Source organism: Pseudoalteromonas piscicida, from assembly GCF_002208135.1.
GTDB classification, from domain to species: domain Bacteria; phylum Pseudomonadota; class Gammaproteobacteria; order Enterobacterales; family Alteromonadaceae; genus Pseudoalteromonas; species Pseudoalteromonas piscicida_A.
Map to the genome: position 1 here is coordinate 3,195,637 of NZ_CP021646.1, position 20,174 is coordinate 3,215,810.

General features: G+C 46.0%; 15 protein-coding genes and 1 pseudogene. 1 reads left to right on the forward strand and 15 read right to left on the reverse strand.

All coding sequences use genetic code 11. The annotated features are described in order from the left end of the window. Positions 1–87: 87 nt before the first annotated feature. The 15 genes and pseudogenes from ftsZ to mraZ all read right to left on the reverse strand — a co-directional run bounded on the left by ftsZ (position 88) and on the right by mraZ (position 16,740). Positions 88–1,332: a cell division protein FtsZ gene (gene ftsZ, locus B1L02_RS14820; protein WP_088531646.1), complete on the reverse strand. Its 1,245-nt coding sequence runs from the start codon at positions 1,330–1,332 to the stop codon at positions 88–90. A gap of 21 nt (positions 1,333–1,353) precedes the next feature. Beyond that, the gene (ftsA, locus tag B1L02_RS14825; RefSeq protein WP_010605798.1) at positions 1,354–2,586 is read right to left on the reverse strand and encodes a cell division protein FtsA; all 1,233 of its coding nucleotides are present in this window, start codon (positions 2,584–2,586) and stop codon (positions 1,354–1,356) included. After that, complete coding sequence (locus tag B1L02_RS14830) at positions 2,583–3,368, reverse strand: cell division protein FtsQ/DivIB (RefSeq protein ID WP_088531647.1); 786 nt, start codon at positions 3,366–3,368, stop codon at positions 2,583–2,585. The genes ftsA and B1L02_RS14830 overlap by 4 nt, the downstream gene beginning before the upstream one ends. Before the next feature lies 1 nt (position 3,369). Beyond that, positions 3,370–4,281, reverse strand: coding sequence for a D-alanine--D-alanine ligase (locus B1L02_RS14835; protein WP_017217162.1), 912 nt, complete (start codon positions 4,279–4,281; stop codon positions 3,370–3,372). Continuing rightward, positions 4,278–5,711: a UDP-N-acetylmuramate--L-alanine ligase gene (murC, locus tag B1L02_RS14840; RefSeq protein ID WP_088531648.1), complete on the reverse strand. Its 1,434-nt coding sequence runs from the start codon at positions 5,709–5,711 to the stop codon at positions 4,278–4,280. Before murC ends, B1L02_RS14835 begins: the two co-directional genes overlap by 4 nt. Positions 5,712–5,719: 8 nt before the next feature. Continuing rightward, positions 5,720–6,787: an undecaprenyldiphospho-muramoylpentapeptide beta-N-acetylglucosaminyltransferase gene (gene murG, locus B1L02_RS14845; RefSeq protein WP_088531649.1), complete on the reverse strand. Its 1,068-nt coding sequence runs from the start codon at positions 6,785–6,787 to the stop codon at positions 5,720–5,722. Continuing rightward, entirely contained in the window at positions 6,784–7,959 is a 1,176-nt protein-coding gene (gene ftsW, locus B1L02_RS14850; protein WP_088531650.1) for a cell division protein FtsW, read from the reverse strand. The genes murG and ftsW overlap by 4 nt, the downstream gene beginning before the upstream one ends. Then, positions 7,956–9,277 (reverse strand): annotated as a pseudogene (murD, locus tag B1L02_RS14855) (UDP-N-acetylmuramoyl-L-alanine--D-glutamate ligase). Before murD ends, ftsW begins: the two are co-directional and overlap by 4 nt. Beyond that, positions 9,277–10,359: a phospho-N-acetylmuramoyl-pentapeptide-transferase gene (mraY, locus tag B1L02_RS14860; protein WP_088531651.1), complete on the reverse strand. Its 1,083-nt coding sequence runs from the start codon at positions 10,357–10,359 to the stop codon at positions 9,277–9,279. Before mraY ends, murD begins: the two are co-directional and overlap by 1 nt. Then, a complete protein-coding gene (locus B1L02_RS14865) occupies positions 10,353–11,747 on the reverse strand; it encodes a UDP-N-acetylmuramoyl-tripeptide--D-alanyl-D-alanine ligase (RefSeq protein WP_088531652.1) in 1,395 nt (464 codons plus the stop codon). The genes mraY and B1L02_RS14865 overlap by 7 nt, the downstream gene beginning before the upstream one ends. After that, positions 11,744–13,207, reverse strand: a complete 1,464-nt coding sequence (gene murE, locus B1L02_RS14870) for a UDP-N-acetylmuramoyl-L-alanyl-D-glutamate--2,6-diaminopimelate ligase (protein WP_088531653.1) — start codon at positions 13,205–13,207, stop codon at positions 11,744–11,746. Before murE ends, B1L02_RS14865 begins: the two co-directional genes overlap by 4 nt. After that, a complete protein-coding gene (locus B1L02_RS14875; RefSeq protein ID WP_088531654.1) occupies positions 13,200–15,014 on the reverse strand; it encodes a peptidoglycan D,D-transpeptidase FtsI family protein in 1,815 nt (604 codons plus the stop codon). Before B1L02_RS14875 ends, murE begins: the two co-directional genes overlap by 8 nt. Continuing rightward, on the reverse strand, positions 15,011–15,334 hold the full coding sequence (ftsL, locus tag B1L02_RS14880) for a cell division protein FtsL (RefSeq protein WP_088531655.1): 324 nt from the start codon (positions 15,332–15,334) through the stop codon (positions 15,011–15,013). Before ftsL ends, B1L02_RS14875 begins: the two co-directional genes overlap by 4 nt. Beyond that, a complete protein-coding gene (rsmH, locus tag B1L02_RS14885) occupies positions 15,335–16,267 on the reverse strand; it encodes a 16S rRNA (cytosine(1402)-N(4))-methyltransferase RsmH (protein WP_088531656.1) in 933 nt (310 codons plus the stop codon). Between the two features lie 14 nt (positions 16,268–16,281). After that, positions 16,282–16,740 carry a division/cell wall cluster transcriptional repressor MraZ gene (gene mraZ, locus B1L02_RS14890; protein ID WP_088531657.1) on the reverse strand — a complete coding sequence of 153 codons (459 nt, stop codon included), beginning with the start codon at positions 16,738–16,740 and terminating at the stop codon, positions 16,282–16,284. A 363-nt stretch (positions 16,741–17,103) separates the two neighbouring features. Between mraZ and B1L02_RS14895 the strand changes: the two genes are divergently transcribed. After that, a complete protein-coding gene (locus tag B1L02_RS14895; protein WP_223191992.1) occupies positions 17,104–20,163 on the forward strand; it encodes an EAL domain-containing protein in 3,060 nt (1,019 codons plus the stop codon). The last annotated feature ends 11 nt before the right edge of the window (positions 20,164–20,174 follow it).

The window sequence follows — 20,174 nt, forward strand, 5'->3', positions numbered from 1 at the left end:
TATTCGCCCACTTAAATTCTAGATAGGCGGCGGAGTATAACATAGTTCCACCAAACTGCCAATCTCTGTTTGTTTTTTATACCAACTTTAGTCTGACTGTTTACGTAAAAAAGCCGGAATATCGAAGTAGTCACCTTTTTCTTTACTGTCTTTGCCTTTCGCGCTTGTTGAACTAGAAGGCTGTTGCGATTTCTGCTCTTGCACTTGTGGTGCTGGCGCTTCAGCTGGCTGCTCAGGTTCTGCCGCCGACGTTTGTGGTTGCGTAAAGCTTGGCACATACATGCTTGTTTGTGAGCTAGTTTGTGAACCACCTACCGCGTCCGAGCCAGAAGCTTGCCTAAAGCCATTGTCTACAATACCAAACTGCGGACGACGGTCACCGCCTAGGCCTGTAGCAACTACGGTTACTCTTAGCTCTTCGCTCATTTCAGGGTCAATAACAGCACCCACTACCACAGTCGCGTTCTCAGACGCCAACGCTTTAACATGGTTACCAACGACCTCAAACTCTTCGATAGTAATGTCCATGCCAGCCGTGATGTTTACCAAAATACCTTTCGCGCCAGTTAGGTCAACATCTTCTAAAAGCGGGCTAGAAATCGCCGCTTCCGCTGCTTCTTGTGCACGATCAGGACCTGTTGCCGAAGCCGTTCCCATCATTGCAGTACCCATTGCTGACATTACGGTTCTAACATCCGCAAAGTCAACGTTGATTAGACCTGAACGTGTGATCAGCTCTGCAATGCCTTGTACCGCACCATAAAGCACGTCATTTGCCTTAGCGAAGGCATCTAGCAGTGTAGTCCCTTTACCAAGAACTTTAAGCAATTTGTTGTTTGGAATTGTAATAAGTGAGTCTACAATTTCTGACAACTCAGCAATACCTTGCTCAGCCGCAGCCATACGCTTTTTACCTTCAAGATCGAAAGGACGCGTTACTACAGCCACAGTCAGAATACCAAGTTCTTTTGCTGCGCGTGCAACAACAGGTGCGGCACCGGTACCTGTACCGCCGCCCATACCGGCTGCGATAAATACCATGTCTGCACCTTCAAGGCTGCTCTTGATGGTTTCTAGATCTTCTTCTGCTGCGCTGCGGCCCACTTCTGGGTTCGCGCCGGCTCCTAGACCTGAGGTAATTTGAGTACCCAGCTGTACAGTAATATCCGCTGAAGAACGACGTAACGCTTGTGCGTCAGTATTCGCTACGATAAAACGTACACCTTCAATTTCTTGGTTTACCATGTGTTCTACGGCGTTACCGCCGCCGCCACCGACACCGATGACTTTAATGACAGCTTCTTCGCTGTGCTGTTCCATAATATCAAACATCTTCACTCTCCGACTTGAGTATTAAAACTCGCCTTGGAACCATTTTGTAACACGGTTCCACCAACTCCCCTCTGCATCTACCTTCGACTTCTGTGCATTCATCGATTGTAGTGATCGGCCGTATTGTAACAAACCTACCGCCGTTGCATATGCAGGGTCATCCACATAATCTGTTAATCCCTTTATGCCAATTGGTTTCCCTATTCTTACCGGCATTTGGAATATATCTTCTGCAACTTCTTGTGCACCTTGCATCTTGGCACTACCGCCAGTGATAACAAGACCTGCCGCTATTTGATCTTCAAAACCTGAGCGACGTAATTCTTCTTGTGCAAGCTCAAACAGTTCTCTAAATCTTGGCTCTACCACTTCAGACAAAGTATGGCGAGACATGACCCGAGCAGGACGTCCACCAACACTTGGTACTTCGATGGTTTCTTCACTTGACGCCATTTGGCTCGACGCGAAGGCATATTGTACTTTTAGAGACTCGGCATGCGAAATAGGTGTTCTAAATATTTTTGCTATATCACCAGTTACCTGATTACCCGCAACCGGGATCACGGCAGTATGGCGCAGTGCACCATTAACATAAATCGCAATATCCATGGTGCCACCACCAATATCTAATACTGCAACACCAAGCTCTTTTTCATCTTCAGTTAACACCGAATAACATGATGCCAAGGCGTTAAACGTTAATTGGTCTACCTGCAAACCACAACGTTCAACACATTTTTCAATATTTTTCGCCATATCATTCGAGCACGTGATGATATGTGCTTTCGCTTCCATCCTAACACCACTCATACCCAGAGGGTTTTTGATCCCCTCTTGCATGTCGATGCTATATTCTTGCGGCAATGAATGCAGCATTTTGCGTTCAGCAGACATAGGTACAGAGCGCGCAATGTGAATAACATTGGCTATATCATCGTCTGTGACTTCAGCGTTGTTTATTGCCACCACGCCACTTTCGTTTTGACACTGAATATGTTTGCCTGAGATCCCCAAATAAACCGAGCTTATTCTACAATCAGCCATTAGTTCTGCTTCATCTACGGCGCGTTTAATAGACTCAGAAACAAGGTCTAAATCATTTACCCCGCCCTTATCCATGCCGTGAGACTCTTGGCGTCCAACACCGACAATACTAAGTTGATTGTCCACAGTGATCTCCCCAACTGTGGCGACGACCTTTGATGTGCCAACATCTAATCCAATCACTAAGTTTCTTTCTGCCGACTTTGTCATGCTTCACTCTTGTTATTTTGTTGTTCTTGCTGCTCAGTAGGTTCTTTCCAACTCACTGCCAGTCCCGTGTCGTAGCGTAAATCAATGACATCTATTACTTTACCTTCGGGGCGTTCCATACGTGGATACACGTCAATAAAACGTTGTACTCGTTTGGCTTTATCTTCACGCCCTAAATTTAAGCGGATCCCATTGTCCAACCATAGCTGCCAAGCAAATCGCTCTGAAAGCGCCAAACTTTCCAAAGTAAACTGATTTACTGCCAGCAAGGCTTTAAATTGTTTAAATGTTTGCCATGCTTCTTCAGCACTCCCTTCAGGGCCGTATAATTCAGGCAACCCTTGCGGCAATTTGTTACTACTTGCTTGGAACACTTCGCCATCATCAGTGAGTAACGAATCGCTATTCCAATGCGCAACCGGCTTATGTTCCACGACATATACCTGCAACGTATCCGGCCATTGTTTTCTGACTGATACTGTGGCAATCCAAGGTAAAGACTTTACCGCTTTGTGGACTGCTTTTACATCAAGCTCAAAAAAACTATTTAAATCTGCGGTTTTAATTGCCGCTACAATGTCATTTTCATTGGTGTAATGCGGCTTACCGAGTACTTTGAGTGTTTTTAGCTGCGCATCATGATGTGCAACTAACCAATCACTTACCCAGTATGTTCCTCTTATCAATGTAAAAATCACCACAAAGAAGAAGCTAAGTCCCCAAAAAAGGGGCCAGTTCACTCTAGAACTGATCAGCTTCAACCCTGCCAAAAATGCTCGCATATTAAAGCGTTTGCTCCAAAATGCGAACAACTAATTGTTCAAAACTTACACCCGTTGCTTTTGCTGCCATCGGCACCAACGACTTTTCGGTCATACCAGGTACGGTATTTACCTCGAGTAGATAGAAATGACCTTGCTCATCTTGCATGGCGTCAACACGTCCCCAACCAGTGGCACCAACCAATTCAAAAGCGTGCTTTGCCATCACTTGTAATTGCTCAGTGTGTGCAGCGCTAATATCCGCCGGACAATAATACTCTGTACTGTTAACTTGGTACTTCGCTTCATAATCGTAAAAACCACGAGGCGTACGCATTTCAATAACAGGCAATGCCTCTTTACCGAGCATAGACACGGTAAACTCACGTCCAGTGATCCATTGTTCAACGAGGACTTGGTCGTCAAACTTAAAAGCATTATTGAGTGCCGCAGTCAAGGTTTCTTCGCTGTCAGCCTGAGCCATACCTATGCTTGAGCCCTCGTGGCTTGGCTTTACCATGACTTTACCAAACTCTGCTATCAGCGCCTTAGCATCAAACCCCGTCTCTTTACTTACGACAGCATAAGGTGCCGTACTTAACTTGGCAGACTGAAATAGATGCTTACAGCGGACTTTATCCATTGCAAGCGCACTACCAAGTACACCACTTCCTGTATATGGTATTCCCATAAACTCAAGCGCACCTTGAATAGTACCATCTTCACCGCCACGGCCATGCAGTGCAATGAATACGCGATCCACACCTAGGTCTTTAAGTTGCCATAAATTACGTTCTGCAGGATCAAAAGCGATTGCATCAACGCCTTGATTAACGAAGGCATTTAACACTGCATTACCAGACTTTAGCGACACCTCTCGCTCTGCTGAACTACCGCCAAGTAATACGGCTACTTTTCCAAACTGACTACTCATAATTCACTCTGTTTTAGCTGCGCTATCGATAGCCCAGTTGCGGCTAACTGCTTCACGATTTGACCAATATTGCCAGCCCCTTGCGTCAACACTAAATCACCATCTTCCATGGTGTTTGCCAACACTTGCGCCAATTCACTATGGTCGCTGATATGAATAGGTTCAACGCCACGTTGACGGAGGCTACGACACAAACTTTTACTATCCGCACCGACTATCGGCGCTTCACCGGCACTATATACATCTAACAGCAGCAGTTTATCAACATCGCAAAGCACTTTTACGAAATCTTCATATAAATCACGTGTTCGACTGTAGCGATGTGGCTGATAAATCATCACCAAACGCTTATCAGGCCAACCAGACTTCGCCGCTTTTATCGTCATCGCAACCTCAGACGGGTGGTGGCCATAATCATCAACCAACATCACCTCACCCACTTCATTATTGAATGAGCCGTAATGCTGAAAACGACGCCCTATCCCTTCGAAATTGGCTAATGCCTGATAAATCGCTTCGTTTTCAATATTGTGATCTTTTGCAACCGCAATAGATGCCAGCGCGTTCAATGCATTGTGCTTACCTGGCATATTTAGCGTCACTTCAAGTAACTCACCGTCTTTGGTTCTGACTTTAAAGTGTGATTCGCTTTGTGTTTGCTTGAAGTCCAGTAACTGATAATCCGCATCGTTAGCCTCACCATACGTGATTGTCGGCCTTGCGAAGCGTGGCAATAATTCTCTCACGACTGGCGAATCGATACACACCACCGCCAAACCATAAAATGGTAAGTTATGGATAAATTCGATGTAGGTGTCTTTCATTTTTTCAAAGTCACCATCGTAAGTATCCATATGGTCTTCTTCGATATTTGTTACTACCGACACCATCGGCTGCAAATGCAAAAATGATGCGTCACTCTCATCCGCTTCCGCGATAAGGTATTCACTGCTACCCACCTTGGCATTACTGCCAGCACTGTTGAGCAAGCCACCAATAATAAAGGTTGGATCCAGCTCAGCCCGCGCAAAAATACTTGCAATCAGGCTCGTTGTTGTGGTCTTACCATGTGTTCCTGCCACCGCAATCCCGTGACGAAAACGCATCAACTCAGCGAGCATTTCTGCGCGACGAACGATGGGCGTACGATTTGCCTTCGCCGCTTGGATCTCTGGGTTTTGGTCGTTGATTGCACTCGATACCACAACCACATCGGCCGTTTTTACATTGTCAGCTTGGTGGCCGATAAAGATCTCGGCCCCCATATTTGCTAATCGCTCTGTCATCGTACTTTTGGCGATATCTGAGCCTGTAATTCGGTAACCTTCAAAGGCCAGCACTTCTGCAATCCCACCCATACCAGCACCACCAATTCCGATAAAGTGGATGGTGTTGATACGTCGCATTGCTCTTCTGCTTGAAGCTTCCATTTAATATCCTAGTTCGATAATTCTGTACAAATTTGGGCAACTTTCGACGTTGCCTCCGACTTACCGCATTGTCTCGCTTTTGCAGCCATCGTCGCAATCTTTTGCGGCTCAATAACAAGTGGTTTTAGTGTAGCTGCCAACGTTTCTGCCGTAAGTGCAGATTGCTGCAATATATACGCAGCCCCGGCCGACACTAAAAATTGCGCATTAGCCGTTTGATGATCGTCAACGGCATGTGGGAAAGGCACAAAAACCGCAGCTTTCCCAGCAGCGGCTATTTCACTCACAGTTAAAGCGCCTGCACGGCAAATAACCAGATCAGCCCAAGCGTATGCGGCATCCATATCATGAATGAACTCGCTGACCTCAGCATTAATGCCTGCACTTTCATATCGTTGTTGTGTATCGTCTTGGTTATGTTTACCGCTTTGATGGCGAATAGTTAATGCGATACTAGCCACCTGTTGCTGAAGTAACTTAAGCCCTTCTGGCACTGTTTCATTCAGTGCTTTTGCACCTAGTGAGCCACCAACAATTAATAGGTTTAACGGCACCGAAATGGGTTTATCGCTAATGTCAGCAACACTTGCACGCACTGGATTCCCCACAACCTGAGCGAGCTTTTCACTGAATGCGCCTGGAAAACCAGCCAATACGCGACTTGCAATTTTCGCCAACAACTTGTTGCTCATACCCGCAACCGCGTTTTGCTCATGGATCACCAAAGGGATCCCAAGCAGTTTCGCGGCGACACCTACAGGGCCTGTTACATATCCTCCCATAGCTAATACCACATCAGGTTTACGCTGTTGTAAAATACGCTTTGCTGCGAGTACCGCTTTTAACACCATAAATGGGGCGCTCAGCAATCGTTTGACTCCGTTACCACGGACGCCTTTCATGGCAATGAAATCAATTTCAAAACCGTAACGCGGCACGACATCAGCCTCCATTCTGTCAGCAGTGCCAACCCAGCTGACTTGCCAAGCCTGCGTCTGTAAAAATTGTGCCACTGCAATACCTGGAAAAATATGTCCACCTGTACCGCCCGCGACCACTAGAAGACGTTTTGTCATCGTCTACCTCCACGGGATGTTGCCTGCCTTGTCGACATTTTTGTCTCAAAGTCTATGCGCTGTAAAATGCCTGCCGCGATTGTCATCACCCAAAGGCTAGAGCCACCATAAGAAACAAACGGCAGCGTTAAGCCTTTAGTGGGTAAAATGCCAGCGCTCGCACCAATATTAACGACCGCCTGAAAGGCAAACCAAATACCAATACCCAAAGCAAAATACCCTTCGTATTCTTTGCCTGCTTTAAGGGCCTTTTGCCCGATAAAGAGCGCTCGCGTAACCAAGACACCGAGTAAAATAATGATGCTGAATACACCAATAAAGCCGAGCTCTTCGGCTATTACAGCAAAAATAAAGTCGTTATGTGCTTCCGGTAAATACTGTAGTTTTTGAATGCTGTTGCCTAGACCTTGACCAAACCAACCGCCTTGGCCATATGCCATTAGCGATTGTACCAATTGATAACCGGCACCGAATGGATCTTCCCAAGGATTTAAAAAGCCCACGACACGCTTCATACGATATGGCTCAATGATGATAAGCAGCACAACTAAAGATACGCCGGTAAGCATTAATGTAAAAAACTGCCAAAGTCTTGCACCGGCTAAAAACAAAAGGCCAACGGTCGTCACAAACATCACAACCACAGTGCCTAAATCCGGCTGCATCAAAATTAAGAACGCATATGCCGCAAACACAATCATTGGCTTAGCGAAGCCTTTAATGTTTTCTTGTACTTCATCGCGTTTACGTACTAAGTAGCCGGCAATATAGCTGAAGAAAAATAACTTAGATGCCTCCGCAACTTGCAAACCAAAAGGACCAAGCGGGATCCAGCGTCTTGCACCATTTACTTCGCGACCAATAATGAGTACCGCCACTAACAGTACCAAACCAAAAAGCAGCAAATATGGATTACTGCGTTTCCACCACGTCATTGGCACACTCGTCGCAAACCAAAAGAGAATAAACGAGCCCACTAAAAAGATAACGTGACGAATAGTAAAGTGAAAAGGATTATCAAATAGTCGCTCAGCAACCGGCATAGAAGCACTTGTCACCATCACAAATCCCACTCCAATAAGCATGAGCATGCAGTACATCAAAGGTACGTCAAATAAGCTCTCGGACTGGCGAGGCGTTAGCGCCTCTTTGATATCAGCGACGTTAATCAAGCATGTTCCTCCACTAAACGGACGAACTCATCTCCACGCGCCATATAGTTTGGATACATGTCTATGCTGGCACAGGCTGGTGCTAGTAGCACAATATCACCATTGGTCGCTATTGTTTTTGCGGCTAATACTGCTTCTTCGAGATTGTTAACTTGATGGCTATTGCGCAGTAATGGCATAAACTGTGCGCCGTCTTGTCCGAAACAAAATAGCGCTTTGCAATGCGCGTTTAGTGGCGTCTTGAGTGGCGAAAGATCTGCACCTTTGGCGTCCCCCCCACGATCAAAATAATATTCTTGCGGCCTGTCGCCAAAGAATCAATAGCGGCGACCGTCGAGCCAACATTGGTTGCTTTTGAATCGTTGAAGTAACGAACCCCTGCAACATCGGCAACCAACTGACAACGATGAGGTAAACCCGTGAAACTTGCAAACGCGGTAGCAAATGCCTGCATAGGCAATTGCATCGGCGCTAATAACGCCAATACTGCCAGAGCATTAAATTGGTTATGTCGCCCTACCATCGCCAACGTTTTTACTGGTAATAGTGGTGTTTGTTTGTGTGCGAAATGCGGCTCACCATCAAAGGTCATTAAATGGTAATCCCCCTCAGTGAGGGATACACTGCTGCCTTGCCCATGCTGCGCAAAGGTATAATGATCTTCAGCGTTAAAAACAGTATGTTCGACATGCTGATAAATACGCTGCTTCGCGCCAATATAAGCTTGAAAATCAGGATAACGATCCATGTGATCTTCAGTAATATTGAGGATCATTGCCGACAGACAAGCGAGACTATGTGTGGTTTCAAGCTGAAAACTAGACAGCTCTAGCACATAAACGTCATGCGGCTGCTCTAACAATGACAGCACCGACGTGCCAATGTTGCCGCCAAGCCCCACTTTCAGCCCTGCGGCTTTCAATACTTCTGTCGCCAGCGTAACAACGGTGGACTTACCATTAGAGCCCGTAACGGCAATCACTGGACGAGTATTAAGGCGAGCAAATAGCTCAATATCGCCAATGACCTCGACGCCTTCGGCAATGGCCGCGGCAACGCTCTGTTCAAAAAGCGGGACCCCTGGACTGATAATAATCAGATCTGTTTGCGCCAAAGCGGCATCAGCAAGATTGCCAAATACCGCTTCACATTCAGGTGCGTTGTGACTTAGCCAATCCGAGCCCGGAGGCACAGGACGACTATCAACCATTTTTGGATTAATACCGTGCGACAGCAAAAAACGCACAATCCCCTGTCCTGTGACTCCAAGTCCCAGTACCGTGACATGCTTTTTCTGTAATTGCTCAATATACGTCATTATCTAATCTTCAACGTCGCAAGACCGGCCAAAACCAAGATAATCGAGATGATCCAAAAACGGACTATCACGCGCGGCTCAGGCCATCCTTTTAATTCGTAATGATGGTGAATAGGGGCCATTCTAAAGATCCGCTGACCTCTGAGTTTGTAAGACCCTACCTGTAAAATGACGGATAATGCCTCCATCACAAATACACCACCCATAATAATCAGCACTAACTCTTGGCGTACTAAAATAGCGATGATCCCGAGTGCACCACCCAACGCCAATGAACCTACATCGCCCATAAAAACTTGTGCCGGATAGGTGTTAAACCATAAGAAACCAAGACCTGCGCCAACAATCGCCGTACATACCACAACCAATTCACTTGTGAGTGGTAAATGAGGAATATGAAGGTAGCTTGAGAAATTCGCGTTACCAGTCACGTAAGCAATGATGGCAAGTGCAGAAGCAACCAAAATGGTCGGAACAATGGCGAGTCCATCCAAACCATCTGTTAAATTAACTGCGTTTGACGTACCCACAATCACAAAGTAGCTCATGACTAAATAGAACAAACCAAGTTGTGGTAATACATCTTTCAAAAATGGTACAACTAACGTGGTTTCTGCAGCGCTGGTGGACGTAAAGTACAAAAATGCCGCCGTAGAGATCGCAATAACCGACTGCCAAAAGTATTTCCAACGTGCAATTAGGCCTTTACTGTCTTTTCTGATCACCTTGCGGTAATCATCCACGAACCCAACAATACCTAAGCTGCCAATAACAAATAACGTCACCCATACATATTTGTTGCTAAGGTCGCCCCACAGTAGCGTACTGGTAAAGATCGCAGCCAGAATCAAGAGTCCACCCATGGTTGGGGTACCCGACTTGGATAAATGCGACTCCGGGCCATCATCACGTACGGTCTGACCAATCTGCATACGCTGCAATGCAGCGATGAGTTTAGGGCCAAAATACAACGAAATCAGTAAGGCCGTTAAAATGCCTAAAATCGCCCTCAAAGTAAGGTAAGAAAATACGTTAAACCCAGAATAATATTGGGTAAGATACTCGGCTAGCCAAACTAACATGATACTTCTCCTGTCTCGCTATCCGACTGGCCAGCGTTTACTAATTCTTCAACGAGCAGTTCCATCCGCGCACTACGTGATCCTTTAACGATAACGGTACATTGTCCTGATTGTTCGGCCAATACAAGCCGTAACGCCTTCATTAAATTCTCGCGAGTCGAGAAATGACGATTTGGCTTTTCGAATACATTGCTTGCGCTACTACTCAGCACCCCCAATGAAAACAATTCATCAATGCCTTGCTGCTTAGCATACTCGCCGACTTCACGGTGATATTCGCGGGCATCTTCACCTAGTTCTGCCATATCACCCAACGCCAATACTTTATAGCCAGACATAGACGCCAGTAAATCAATCGCCGCGTTGACAGATTTCACATTCGCATTGTAGGTGTCATCGACGACACGCAGCGTGTCCGAGACTTGGATCATGTTGACGCGGCCCTTTACTTCAGCCATTTGTCCAAGACCCGTTGCCACCTCACTTAAGCTTGCGCCAAGTTCGGTTGTCAATGCGGCCGCAATCAGCGCATTGCCAACATTGTGCTGGCCACTAAGCGGTAAACTAATGGTGGTACGCTCTTCACCCTGGCATAGCGTAAAGGTAGGGCGAGCTAGCTCATCCAACTCGATTGCTTCCACCCAAATATCAAGCTGAGCATTTAAGCTATAACGTTTCACTTTAGAAACAGTTAAGCTTTCCTGCCACATCTGAGCATAATCACTATCCGCATTGATGACTGCAACACCGTCAGCTTTTAGGCCTGAGAAAATCTCACCTTTCGCTTTTCCTACGCCATCAATTGAACCAAACCCTTCGATGTGGGCTGGTGCGACATTACACACTGTCGCCACGTCTGGGCTCACTAATGCTGTGGTATAAGCAATCTCACCCAAGTGGTTAGCGCCAAGTTCTATCACCGCGTATTCGTCATCCTCACTTAAGCGCAATAGCGTCAACGGTACCCCGATGTCGTTATTAAAATTACCTTTCGTCGCAAGGACTTTGCCTTTTTGCGCCAAAATCGCCGCACACATTTCTTTCACTGTGGTTTTACCGACACTGCCGGTAATAGCAATGGTTTTAGGGGCAACGGTTTCAATTACTGCTCGACCAATTTGGCCTAAAGCAATGCGCGTATCTGCAACAACAAACTGTGGTAAATCGATCTCTTCATCGTGCTCAGAAACAATAGCTGCAATAGCACCTTGCGCTTTGGCCACAGCCAAAAAGCGGTGGCCGTCAAAGTTAGGCCCTTTAAGTGCTAAGAACACCTCACCAGACTGTATTGTTCTGGTATCAGTATTAATATTGGCGACTGCCAAATTCTCCCCGTCGTAAGGGGTTTTTAAGACTGCTGCAAGCCAAGAAAAATCCATCTTGATCATGCCTTTTCCCCTCGTAAAATCGCTGCAACGCATTGTCTATCACAAAAATCAATGCGCTCAGTACCTATAATTTGATAATCCTCGTGCCCTTTCCCCGCTATTAGCACCACGCTGTTTTCATCAGCTAGGTCTATCGCGTGTTGAATGGCTAGCCCTCTATCAGGCTGGCAGACAGCATACTCAGGGTGGATGAGTCCTGCCTTAACGTCATCAATGATTAAATTGGGATCTTCACTTCGTGGATTATCGCTGGTGATCACTAATTTATCTGCATATTTCTCAGCAGCTCGCGCCATTTCGGGACGTTTACCTTTATCTCTGTCACCACCGCAACCAAACACACAGATAAGTTCGCCCGGTACATGTGCTCGCAAGGCTTGTAGTGCAAGTGCCAAAGCGTCTGGTGTATGGGCATAATCGACAATACAGGTAGGCTTTTCAGGGGCACTAAATGGCTGCATGCGTCCTGCAACCGGCGCGAGTTGGCTGCATGCTTCGCTTAATGCTTCAAGACTTGCACCTTGCAATAGTAAAGTCGCAATCGCAGCAGCTAAATTATAAAGATTAAACTCACCATACAGTGGCACACAGACTTCACATTCACCCCAGCTGGTTTTTAACGTCGCCGATAAGCCGTTTGGGTGTGCCGACACGGCATCAAAGAATACGTATTGTTGGTAGCTATGCGCTTCACTCCAGCGACCGTAAACAACCATGGTGTCGTCGCTGAACTCATCGACCCAGCTTGCGCCAACTTCGTCGTCAATGTTAATGACTTTGTGATTTGGCGCATAGCGAGTGAATAGCAGCTTTTTGGCTTCTGCGTAGCTTTGCATATCGCCGTGATAATCTAAGTGATCGCGCGTCAAATTGGTGAAAACAGCCACATCAAAGTCGCATTCATCAACTCGACCTTGCACCAAACCATGGGAAGATACTTCCATCGCGACTTGATCATATTGTTGCTGTAAAAACGCCAAAATACGTTGTAAATCCACGTTTGACGGTGTGGTGTTTGCCAGCGGAATAAGATCATCAGGTTGACCATAACCAAGCGTACCTATCACCGCACCGGTGCCACCAGTTAGGCTTGCTAAATTAGCGATCATCGCTGTCGTGGTAGATTTACCATTGGTGCCAGTAACACCTGTGAGTTTGAGCTTTTTACTCGGGTAAGCATAAAACTGCGCTGCAATTGCAGCCAATTTATTGGCAAGATTATCGATAAAAATCGCTTGCTCTGGTGCGATATTAAGCTCACTTCCCGTTTCAGCAAGCACACATTTAGCACCTTGTGCTACGGCACTGGCGGCATATTTAGCACCGTCTTGGGCATGACCTTGCAGTGCGACAAAACAATCACCCGGCTCAATCGCTCGGCTGTCTATACGTAGATGCTCAACCTCAATAGAGGCAATGTTGACACCATAATCACTGAGTACCTGAGCCAAATCACGCATCGTTATCTGCTCCAGAAATATAAGCCACACGCTCTTTATCAGGTGCTACGTTTAAAATCCTCAGTGCATTAGACATAATTTCAGCAAAAGCAGGTCCTGCGGTTTGACCTCCATAGTAAACGTCTCCCGCAGGTTCATTCACCATCACCACAACGGCAAGCCTAGGGTCGCTTACCGGTGCAACACCTGCGAAATAACCAACATACTCATCACCATAGCCACCCGCGACCGCTTTTTCTGAAGTCCCTGTTTTACCAGCGGCACGGTATCCATCAACCTTTACGTTGTGAGCTGTCCCACCACGTTCAAATACTGATTCCATCATTTCTACCACTGCGTACGTATCTTGTTCGCTAAAAATGCGCTTACCTTCAGGGATTTCATCCTGCTTCACAATGGTGAGTGGTCGCAAGATGCCTCCCGCTCCAAACATAGCGTAAAGTCTTGCCATCTGTGCTGTGCTTACTGATACCGCATAACCATAGGATAGTGTTGCTATTTCAAAGTTAGACCAACGGCGGTTTGGATAAAATAGACCAGCGCTTTCACCAATCATATTTGAGCCGGTTGGCTCACCAAAGCCCACTTCTTGGTATAAATTGATAAAATATTCTTTTGGTAGCATTTGCGAGATCTTCGCAACACCCATGTTACTGGAAATTTTAAGGATTTCTCTTAAGCTCAGCTCACCATTATTGCGTGTGTCTTTCACTAAGCCACCGCTTAAGTTCATCCAACCAGGATAAGTATCTATCGTGTCTGTTGCCTTAACCGCACCATAATTTAAACCCGCTAATACCGCTAAAGGCTTTAATGTTGAACCGGGCTCAAATAAGTCAGTCATGGCGCGATTACGACGTTTATAAGGTGCTGCAGTACTTAGGTCATTAGGATTAAAGCTTGGGCTATTCACTAAGGCTAGAATCTCGCCAGTGTGAACATCAACAACCATCGCCGATCCTGACGTTGCTTTGTAGCTCAGTACTGCTGATTTCAATGCTCGATAGGCAATGGCTTGGATCCGTAAGTCGATACTCAAGTAAACATCTTCAGGCTCAACACGCTGCTCTTCTGAGAGCACTTGCACTTCACGACCTTGCGCATCTTTACGAATGGTGCGTTTACCAGCCGTTCCGGTTAATGCAGAGTCAAACATGCGCTCGACACCTTCGATACCTTTACCATCGATATCCGTTACACCAATCATGTGCGCCGTTACTTCACCACTTGGATAGAAGCGTTTGGACTCGTCAAGCAAGTGCACGCCCGGCAGACGCATTTGACGAATATAGTTGGCGACAACCGCCGTCACTTGACGCTTCAAATAGACAAAACGACGGCTTGGGTCTCCCCGAAGCCGTTCATCGACATTTTCTGGTTTGAGTCTGAGCACATCTGCAAGCTCTTTCCACCTGAGCTCATCATCATACCAAGCTTGTTTTCGTATTTTCAGCTCAGCGTCGTTTTGCTCCAGTGCTTTATAATCTTCACCTTCTTTACGGGCTTTACGCAGCACTTTTTTGGCAAGCGCCTTATCAATAGCTAGGGGATCAGCATAGACACTCACTACTGGCACACTCACCGCCAGCTCTTTGCCATTGCGGTCGAAGATCATGCCTCGTTGTACATTGAGTTTCTCTACCCGCACGGTGCGCTTTTCATTTTCTTCAATTGCCTTGTCAGGCTCAATTACTTGCAAAAATGCAGCGCGTGCCACAAGGGTCATAAATACGGTTAGCATCACACCGCAAACTAAAGCAAAGCGCCAGGTGATAATAGATTGAGTTTTTTGCTTCGGTTTATTCATGGCAGCACAATCACCTGTTCATCTTTACTAGTTGGGCGTTTCATCTCTAGCTGCATCTTCGCTATCTCTTCTATCCTTGCGTGCTGCGAGTAAAACTCTTCTTCCACAACGAGGTAACGCCATTGTAGGTCTAACTCATCGCGCTGTTGTAATAACTCATCCTGCTGTATCAACTGTTGGCGAGTTAAATGGGTAATTTGCACTACGGCGAGTGCAGAAATCAAAATTGTAAGTAGCAAGAATGCCGTCAACTTATTAGCAATGATGTAATAGCCAATTTCTGCAAATAGATTCGGTTGACGTTGCTTACCTGCATTCATTTAAAGCTTCTCCGCCACTCTTAATACTGAGCTTCGCGAGCGTGGGTTTTGTGCAATCTCCGCATCGCTAGGCTTAATGGCTTTACCCACTGCCTTTAAGGTGAGATTTTGTTTAAGTTGTTCATCCGTTAAAGGCAGACCTCTGGGTATCGCCTCTCCCTTACTCTGCTTCTTGATAAACTGCTTTACAATGCGATCTTCTAAAGAGTGGAACGAGATCACCACTAAACGGCCACCAGGCTTTAACACCTCGAGTGACGCTTGCAATGCAGTCTGAATTTCTTCTAACTCGCTGTTAATATAAATACGGATAGCTTGGAAAGTGCGAGTCGCAGGATGCTTGTGTTTGTCTTTGACAGGCACAGCTTCATCAATCAATTGCGCTAATTGCGCTGTAGTTGTAATCGCGGTGTGCTCACGCACTTCAATGATTTTACGAGCAATACGGGTGGCAAATTTTTCTTCGCCATACTTTTTGATCACAAACACCATTTCTTCGAGTTCAGCTTCAGCTAACCACTGCGCAGCGCTGCGGCCTGAATCTGGATCCATACGCATATCCAGTGGGCCGTCTTTCATAAAACTAAAGCCACGGTCTGCATCATCAAGCTGAGGTGAAGACACACCGATGTCCAATAAGATACCATCAACCTGACCTAAAATACCGGCTTGTTCCGCGACGGATTTAATTTGCGAGAAACGACTGCGCGCAATCGAAAAACGTGCATCATCGGCAAACTTTTCAGCTGCCTTAATCGCTTGCGGATCTTGATCTATCGCTTGTAAACGCCCAGTCGACAATCTTTTGAGGATTTCACCCGAGTGCCCACCACGACCAAAGGTCCCGTCGATATATGTACCTTCAGGGTTAATTGCTAAGGCATCTAGGGTTTCGGTCATTAGTACCGAAATATGCTTAAACTCTTCGCTCATTAATTTGTTTACCCCTACAAGGAAAAGTTTTCCAGTTCAGGGCTTTCCTCAAAGTTTCCTGAGTGTTCAATTTCGGTATCCGCCTGCATTTGCTGATACCAGCGTTCTTCGTCCCAAATTTCAAATTTATTAAGTAGCCCAACTAGCATGATCTTTTTGCCTAATTGCGCATGGGACCGCAATGAAGGCGCCAGTAAAATCCGGCCATTCTTGTCTAGCTGGTATTCCGTAGCATGACCTAGCAACATCCGCTGCCAGCGTCTCACTCTGGGGTTGGTGTTAGAGATGCGACTTAGTTTGGTCTCAATTTCTAGCCATTCGGAAAGTGGGTAGAGCCACAAGCACAGTTCGTTGATCGCAATAGTACAAATAACGGTTCCCTGATCTTCGGACAGCAGCGGTTGACGGTACTTAGTTGGTACCGCAAAACGCCCTTTGTCATCCAAAGCTAGCGAACTTGCACCTCGAAACATGCGTGATCCTATTTCTAAGTTGGTTGATCCAGTTTGATCCACTAAAACCCACTTTTTACCACAGAAGAACAGTCTAGGGCTTGACAAGCACTTTTGTCAAGCTCAGTCGGTGCCTTTAACGCCTTTGAAAGCCAGAAAAATCGCGGGATTTGTGGAAGATCATGAATTTGGTGGAAAAAAGTGGAGAGATGAAAAAATGCTATTTTTTTTGACCGGATAATCACGTCATACTTTCAAATTAGAAATTAAAAATTCCATTTGTTAATCCTTGCTTAAGGATGCTTTTGCAACTGAATTATTTATGCAAATTTACTTGGTTGTCCCTACTTGATTCGGTATCATTCGCGCTCTCTGATCAGCTCCATGGGTGGGATTATTCTGAAATCTTCAATACAGTTTCGATTTTATCGCTTACTAGTTCTACTTTGCCTGCCATGTCTGATCATTATTTTATTTCTATTATGTGAGCAACGTCAGCAGGCATTAACACAACAGTCACAACAGGCGCTGTATTACGCCAAACAAGTTGCGGCGATCCAACAGGTAGAACTCGCAGATACAGAACAAGTATTACAGCAACTATCGACCCGTATTGACCATCTTACTGTAGAGCACGGCAAGTGCCCGCCGCTGCTTTATCATGCGATGCTGCTCAGCCCCAACCTAGCTAACCTTGGTATTGTTGACGCGCAAGGGAACGTACTTTGTACTACGCATCAAGCAGATCAACGTGAGATCAATATCGCCGATCGTAGTTACTTTAAAGTTGCAATGCGTACTGCGCAATTTAGTATTGGTGAATATCAAATTGACCGCAGCATGCAGCGTGCAACGGTCAACTTTGCGCTACCGATATACGATGATCAACAACAATTTTTGTTTATGCTTGTTGCGGTGAAAGGCCTAACGCATTGGAGCCAGACTCTCGCAAAACTGCCTCTTCCTGTTGGTACTCGGGTGATGATTGCCGATGCTAAAGCGCAAATCATTGCGCAATATCCAGCTGCAAATGCTGAACTTGGCCGTGCTGTTAGCAGTTCTTGGCCCAGCAATTTAAGCACACACGCAACACTACTAAAGACCCCTGAAGGCAACCGCTTGGTGTATGTAAAGCAATCACTCAATAACAGCAACCGAGCTTTACAAATCTATTTTAGTTTCGATTTTGAGTCCCAATTGAGCAGTATCGACAAGCGTTTTGCGCTTTTTTTAGGTGTCTTCTTTGCGCTTGTGTGTATTTTGTTTTGGCAAACTCACTGGCAATTAAAACAACAACTTTTAAAACCGCTTGGTGCACTCAAACATGCTATTGCAAAGCTTGAATCGGGCAAGCAAGACTCCCGTTTTGACGCTACCAAAGTACCCAGCGAGTTTGAGCATATCGCCGAACGCTTTGCTCATATGGCGCAAACACGCCTAGCCGCTGAAGACAATGCAAATCATAGACTTGCCGTTGTAAAAGCCTTGATTAATGCACTCCCCGATAGCTATGTGCGCTTAGATCAGCAGGCTCAGATCTTATCTCGCTATGGTGATTATACCGATAAGGCACAAACGCTTAGAGAGTTACTCCCAGAACATATCTATAAGCGGATCCGAGCAGAACTTGCTCTGCTAAACGATAAAACCTATGTGCAACTTGAGTTTTCTCCAACCAGCAATCAAGTGGTTGAATGTCGCCTGTGCGCCATTGAATCACACCCTCAGGCGTTGTTGATTTTCCGCGATATTAGCCAACGTAAGCATCAAGAAGAGGCATTAAACCTTGCAGCATTGGTGTACAACAATAGTAGTGAGTGCATGATCATCACGGATGCCAATGGCTTTATCTTAGACGTCAACCTCGCCTTTACGCGTGTAACTGGTTACTCACGCTCAGAGGTGCTAGGTAAGTCCACTGCCATGTTGGGGTCGGGTCAACACGACCGTAGCTTTTACGAGTTAATGTGGCAGCAGCTTAACGAACATGGCCGTTGGCAAGGTGAGATTGTCAACCGTAAGAAAAATGGCGAGCTCTACACCGAATGGCTAACTATTGATAGCGTTTATGATAGCAACCGTGAGATCTATCGCCGCGTCGCGATCTTCACCGATATTACCGAAGTTAAGCGTAAAGATGCGCTGATCTGGAAACAAGCACATTTTGACGAATTAACCGATCTTCACAACCGTGTAGGACTTAAAAAGCACTTAAAAAAGCAGGTTGCCAGCGGACAACAACAAACCGCCGTGCTGTTACTCGATCTCGACAACTTCAAGGATATTAACGACACTTTAGGCCATTATTACGGCGACTTACTATTAAAGTTAGTCGCACAACGTTTAAAGAGTATAGCTCCGCATGCGTTTTTATCCCGCATTGGAGGTGATGAGTTTGTCTTTGTGTTGGAGGATGACGAACATAAAGCAAAGTGCAAAGCACTAGCAGCTCAGATCCAGTCCGCATTCAAACAGCCGTTTGAGATCAAAGATGAGCAGTGTCATATCACCGCAAGTATAGGAATTGCCACCGCACCAACAGATGGTAATGGTGCAGAAGCCCTATTAAAGGCTGCAGACCAAGCAATGTATCGAGCAAAGCAGCAAGGTCGTAATGGCTACGTGATTTTTGACGATACCTTACGTAAAGTCGCGGAATCTAGAATGCAAATGCTCAAAGGTATTCGTGCTGCGCTACACAAAAATCAATTTGAAATGCACTACCAGCCAATCGTATCACTTGACGATAATCGCGTCGCCAAAGCCGAGGCTTTGATCCGCTGGCGACACCCAGAGCAAGGTATGGTTAGTCCGGCTGAGTTTATTCCATTAGCCGAAGAAACCCAGCTCATTCATCATATTGGTGATTTAGCATTTGCGCAGTCCGTTGATACGCTGACGCAACTGCAGCACTTAGGTCATACGACACAAATTAGCATCAATGTGTCACCAGTCCAATTTGCCGCTAAAAATTGCACCTTAGCAAGTTGGAGTGACAAACTCACGACGCTTGCGATCCCCGCTGAGCACGTAGTGTTAGAAGTCACGGAAGGCATGATGATGCACAATGATAGCCGTACTAAGCAGCGGGTTGAACGCTTAAAGCAGCAAGGTTTTCAATTTGCGTTAGATGACTTTGGTACGGGTTACTCGTCACTTGCGTATCTAAAACAATTAGATTGTCACTTTGTGAAAATTGATAAACGCTTCGTCGATGGCATTGCAACCAATGCAGATGATTTAACCCTGTGTGAAACCATTATTTTGATGGCCCACCGACTGGGCTTAAAAGTCATTGCAGAAGGCGTTGAAACCGCGACTCAGCATCAGCTATTAAAACAAGCTGGATGTGATTTCGGCCAAGGTTATTACTATTCGAAACCGCTACCACAGCGTGAGTTTCTGACCTTAATGACAGAAAAAAGCCACATTACTGTGGCTTAGTACTTAATCTG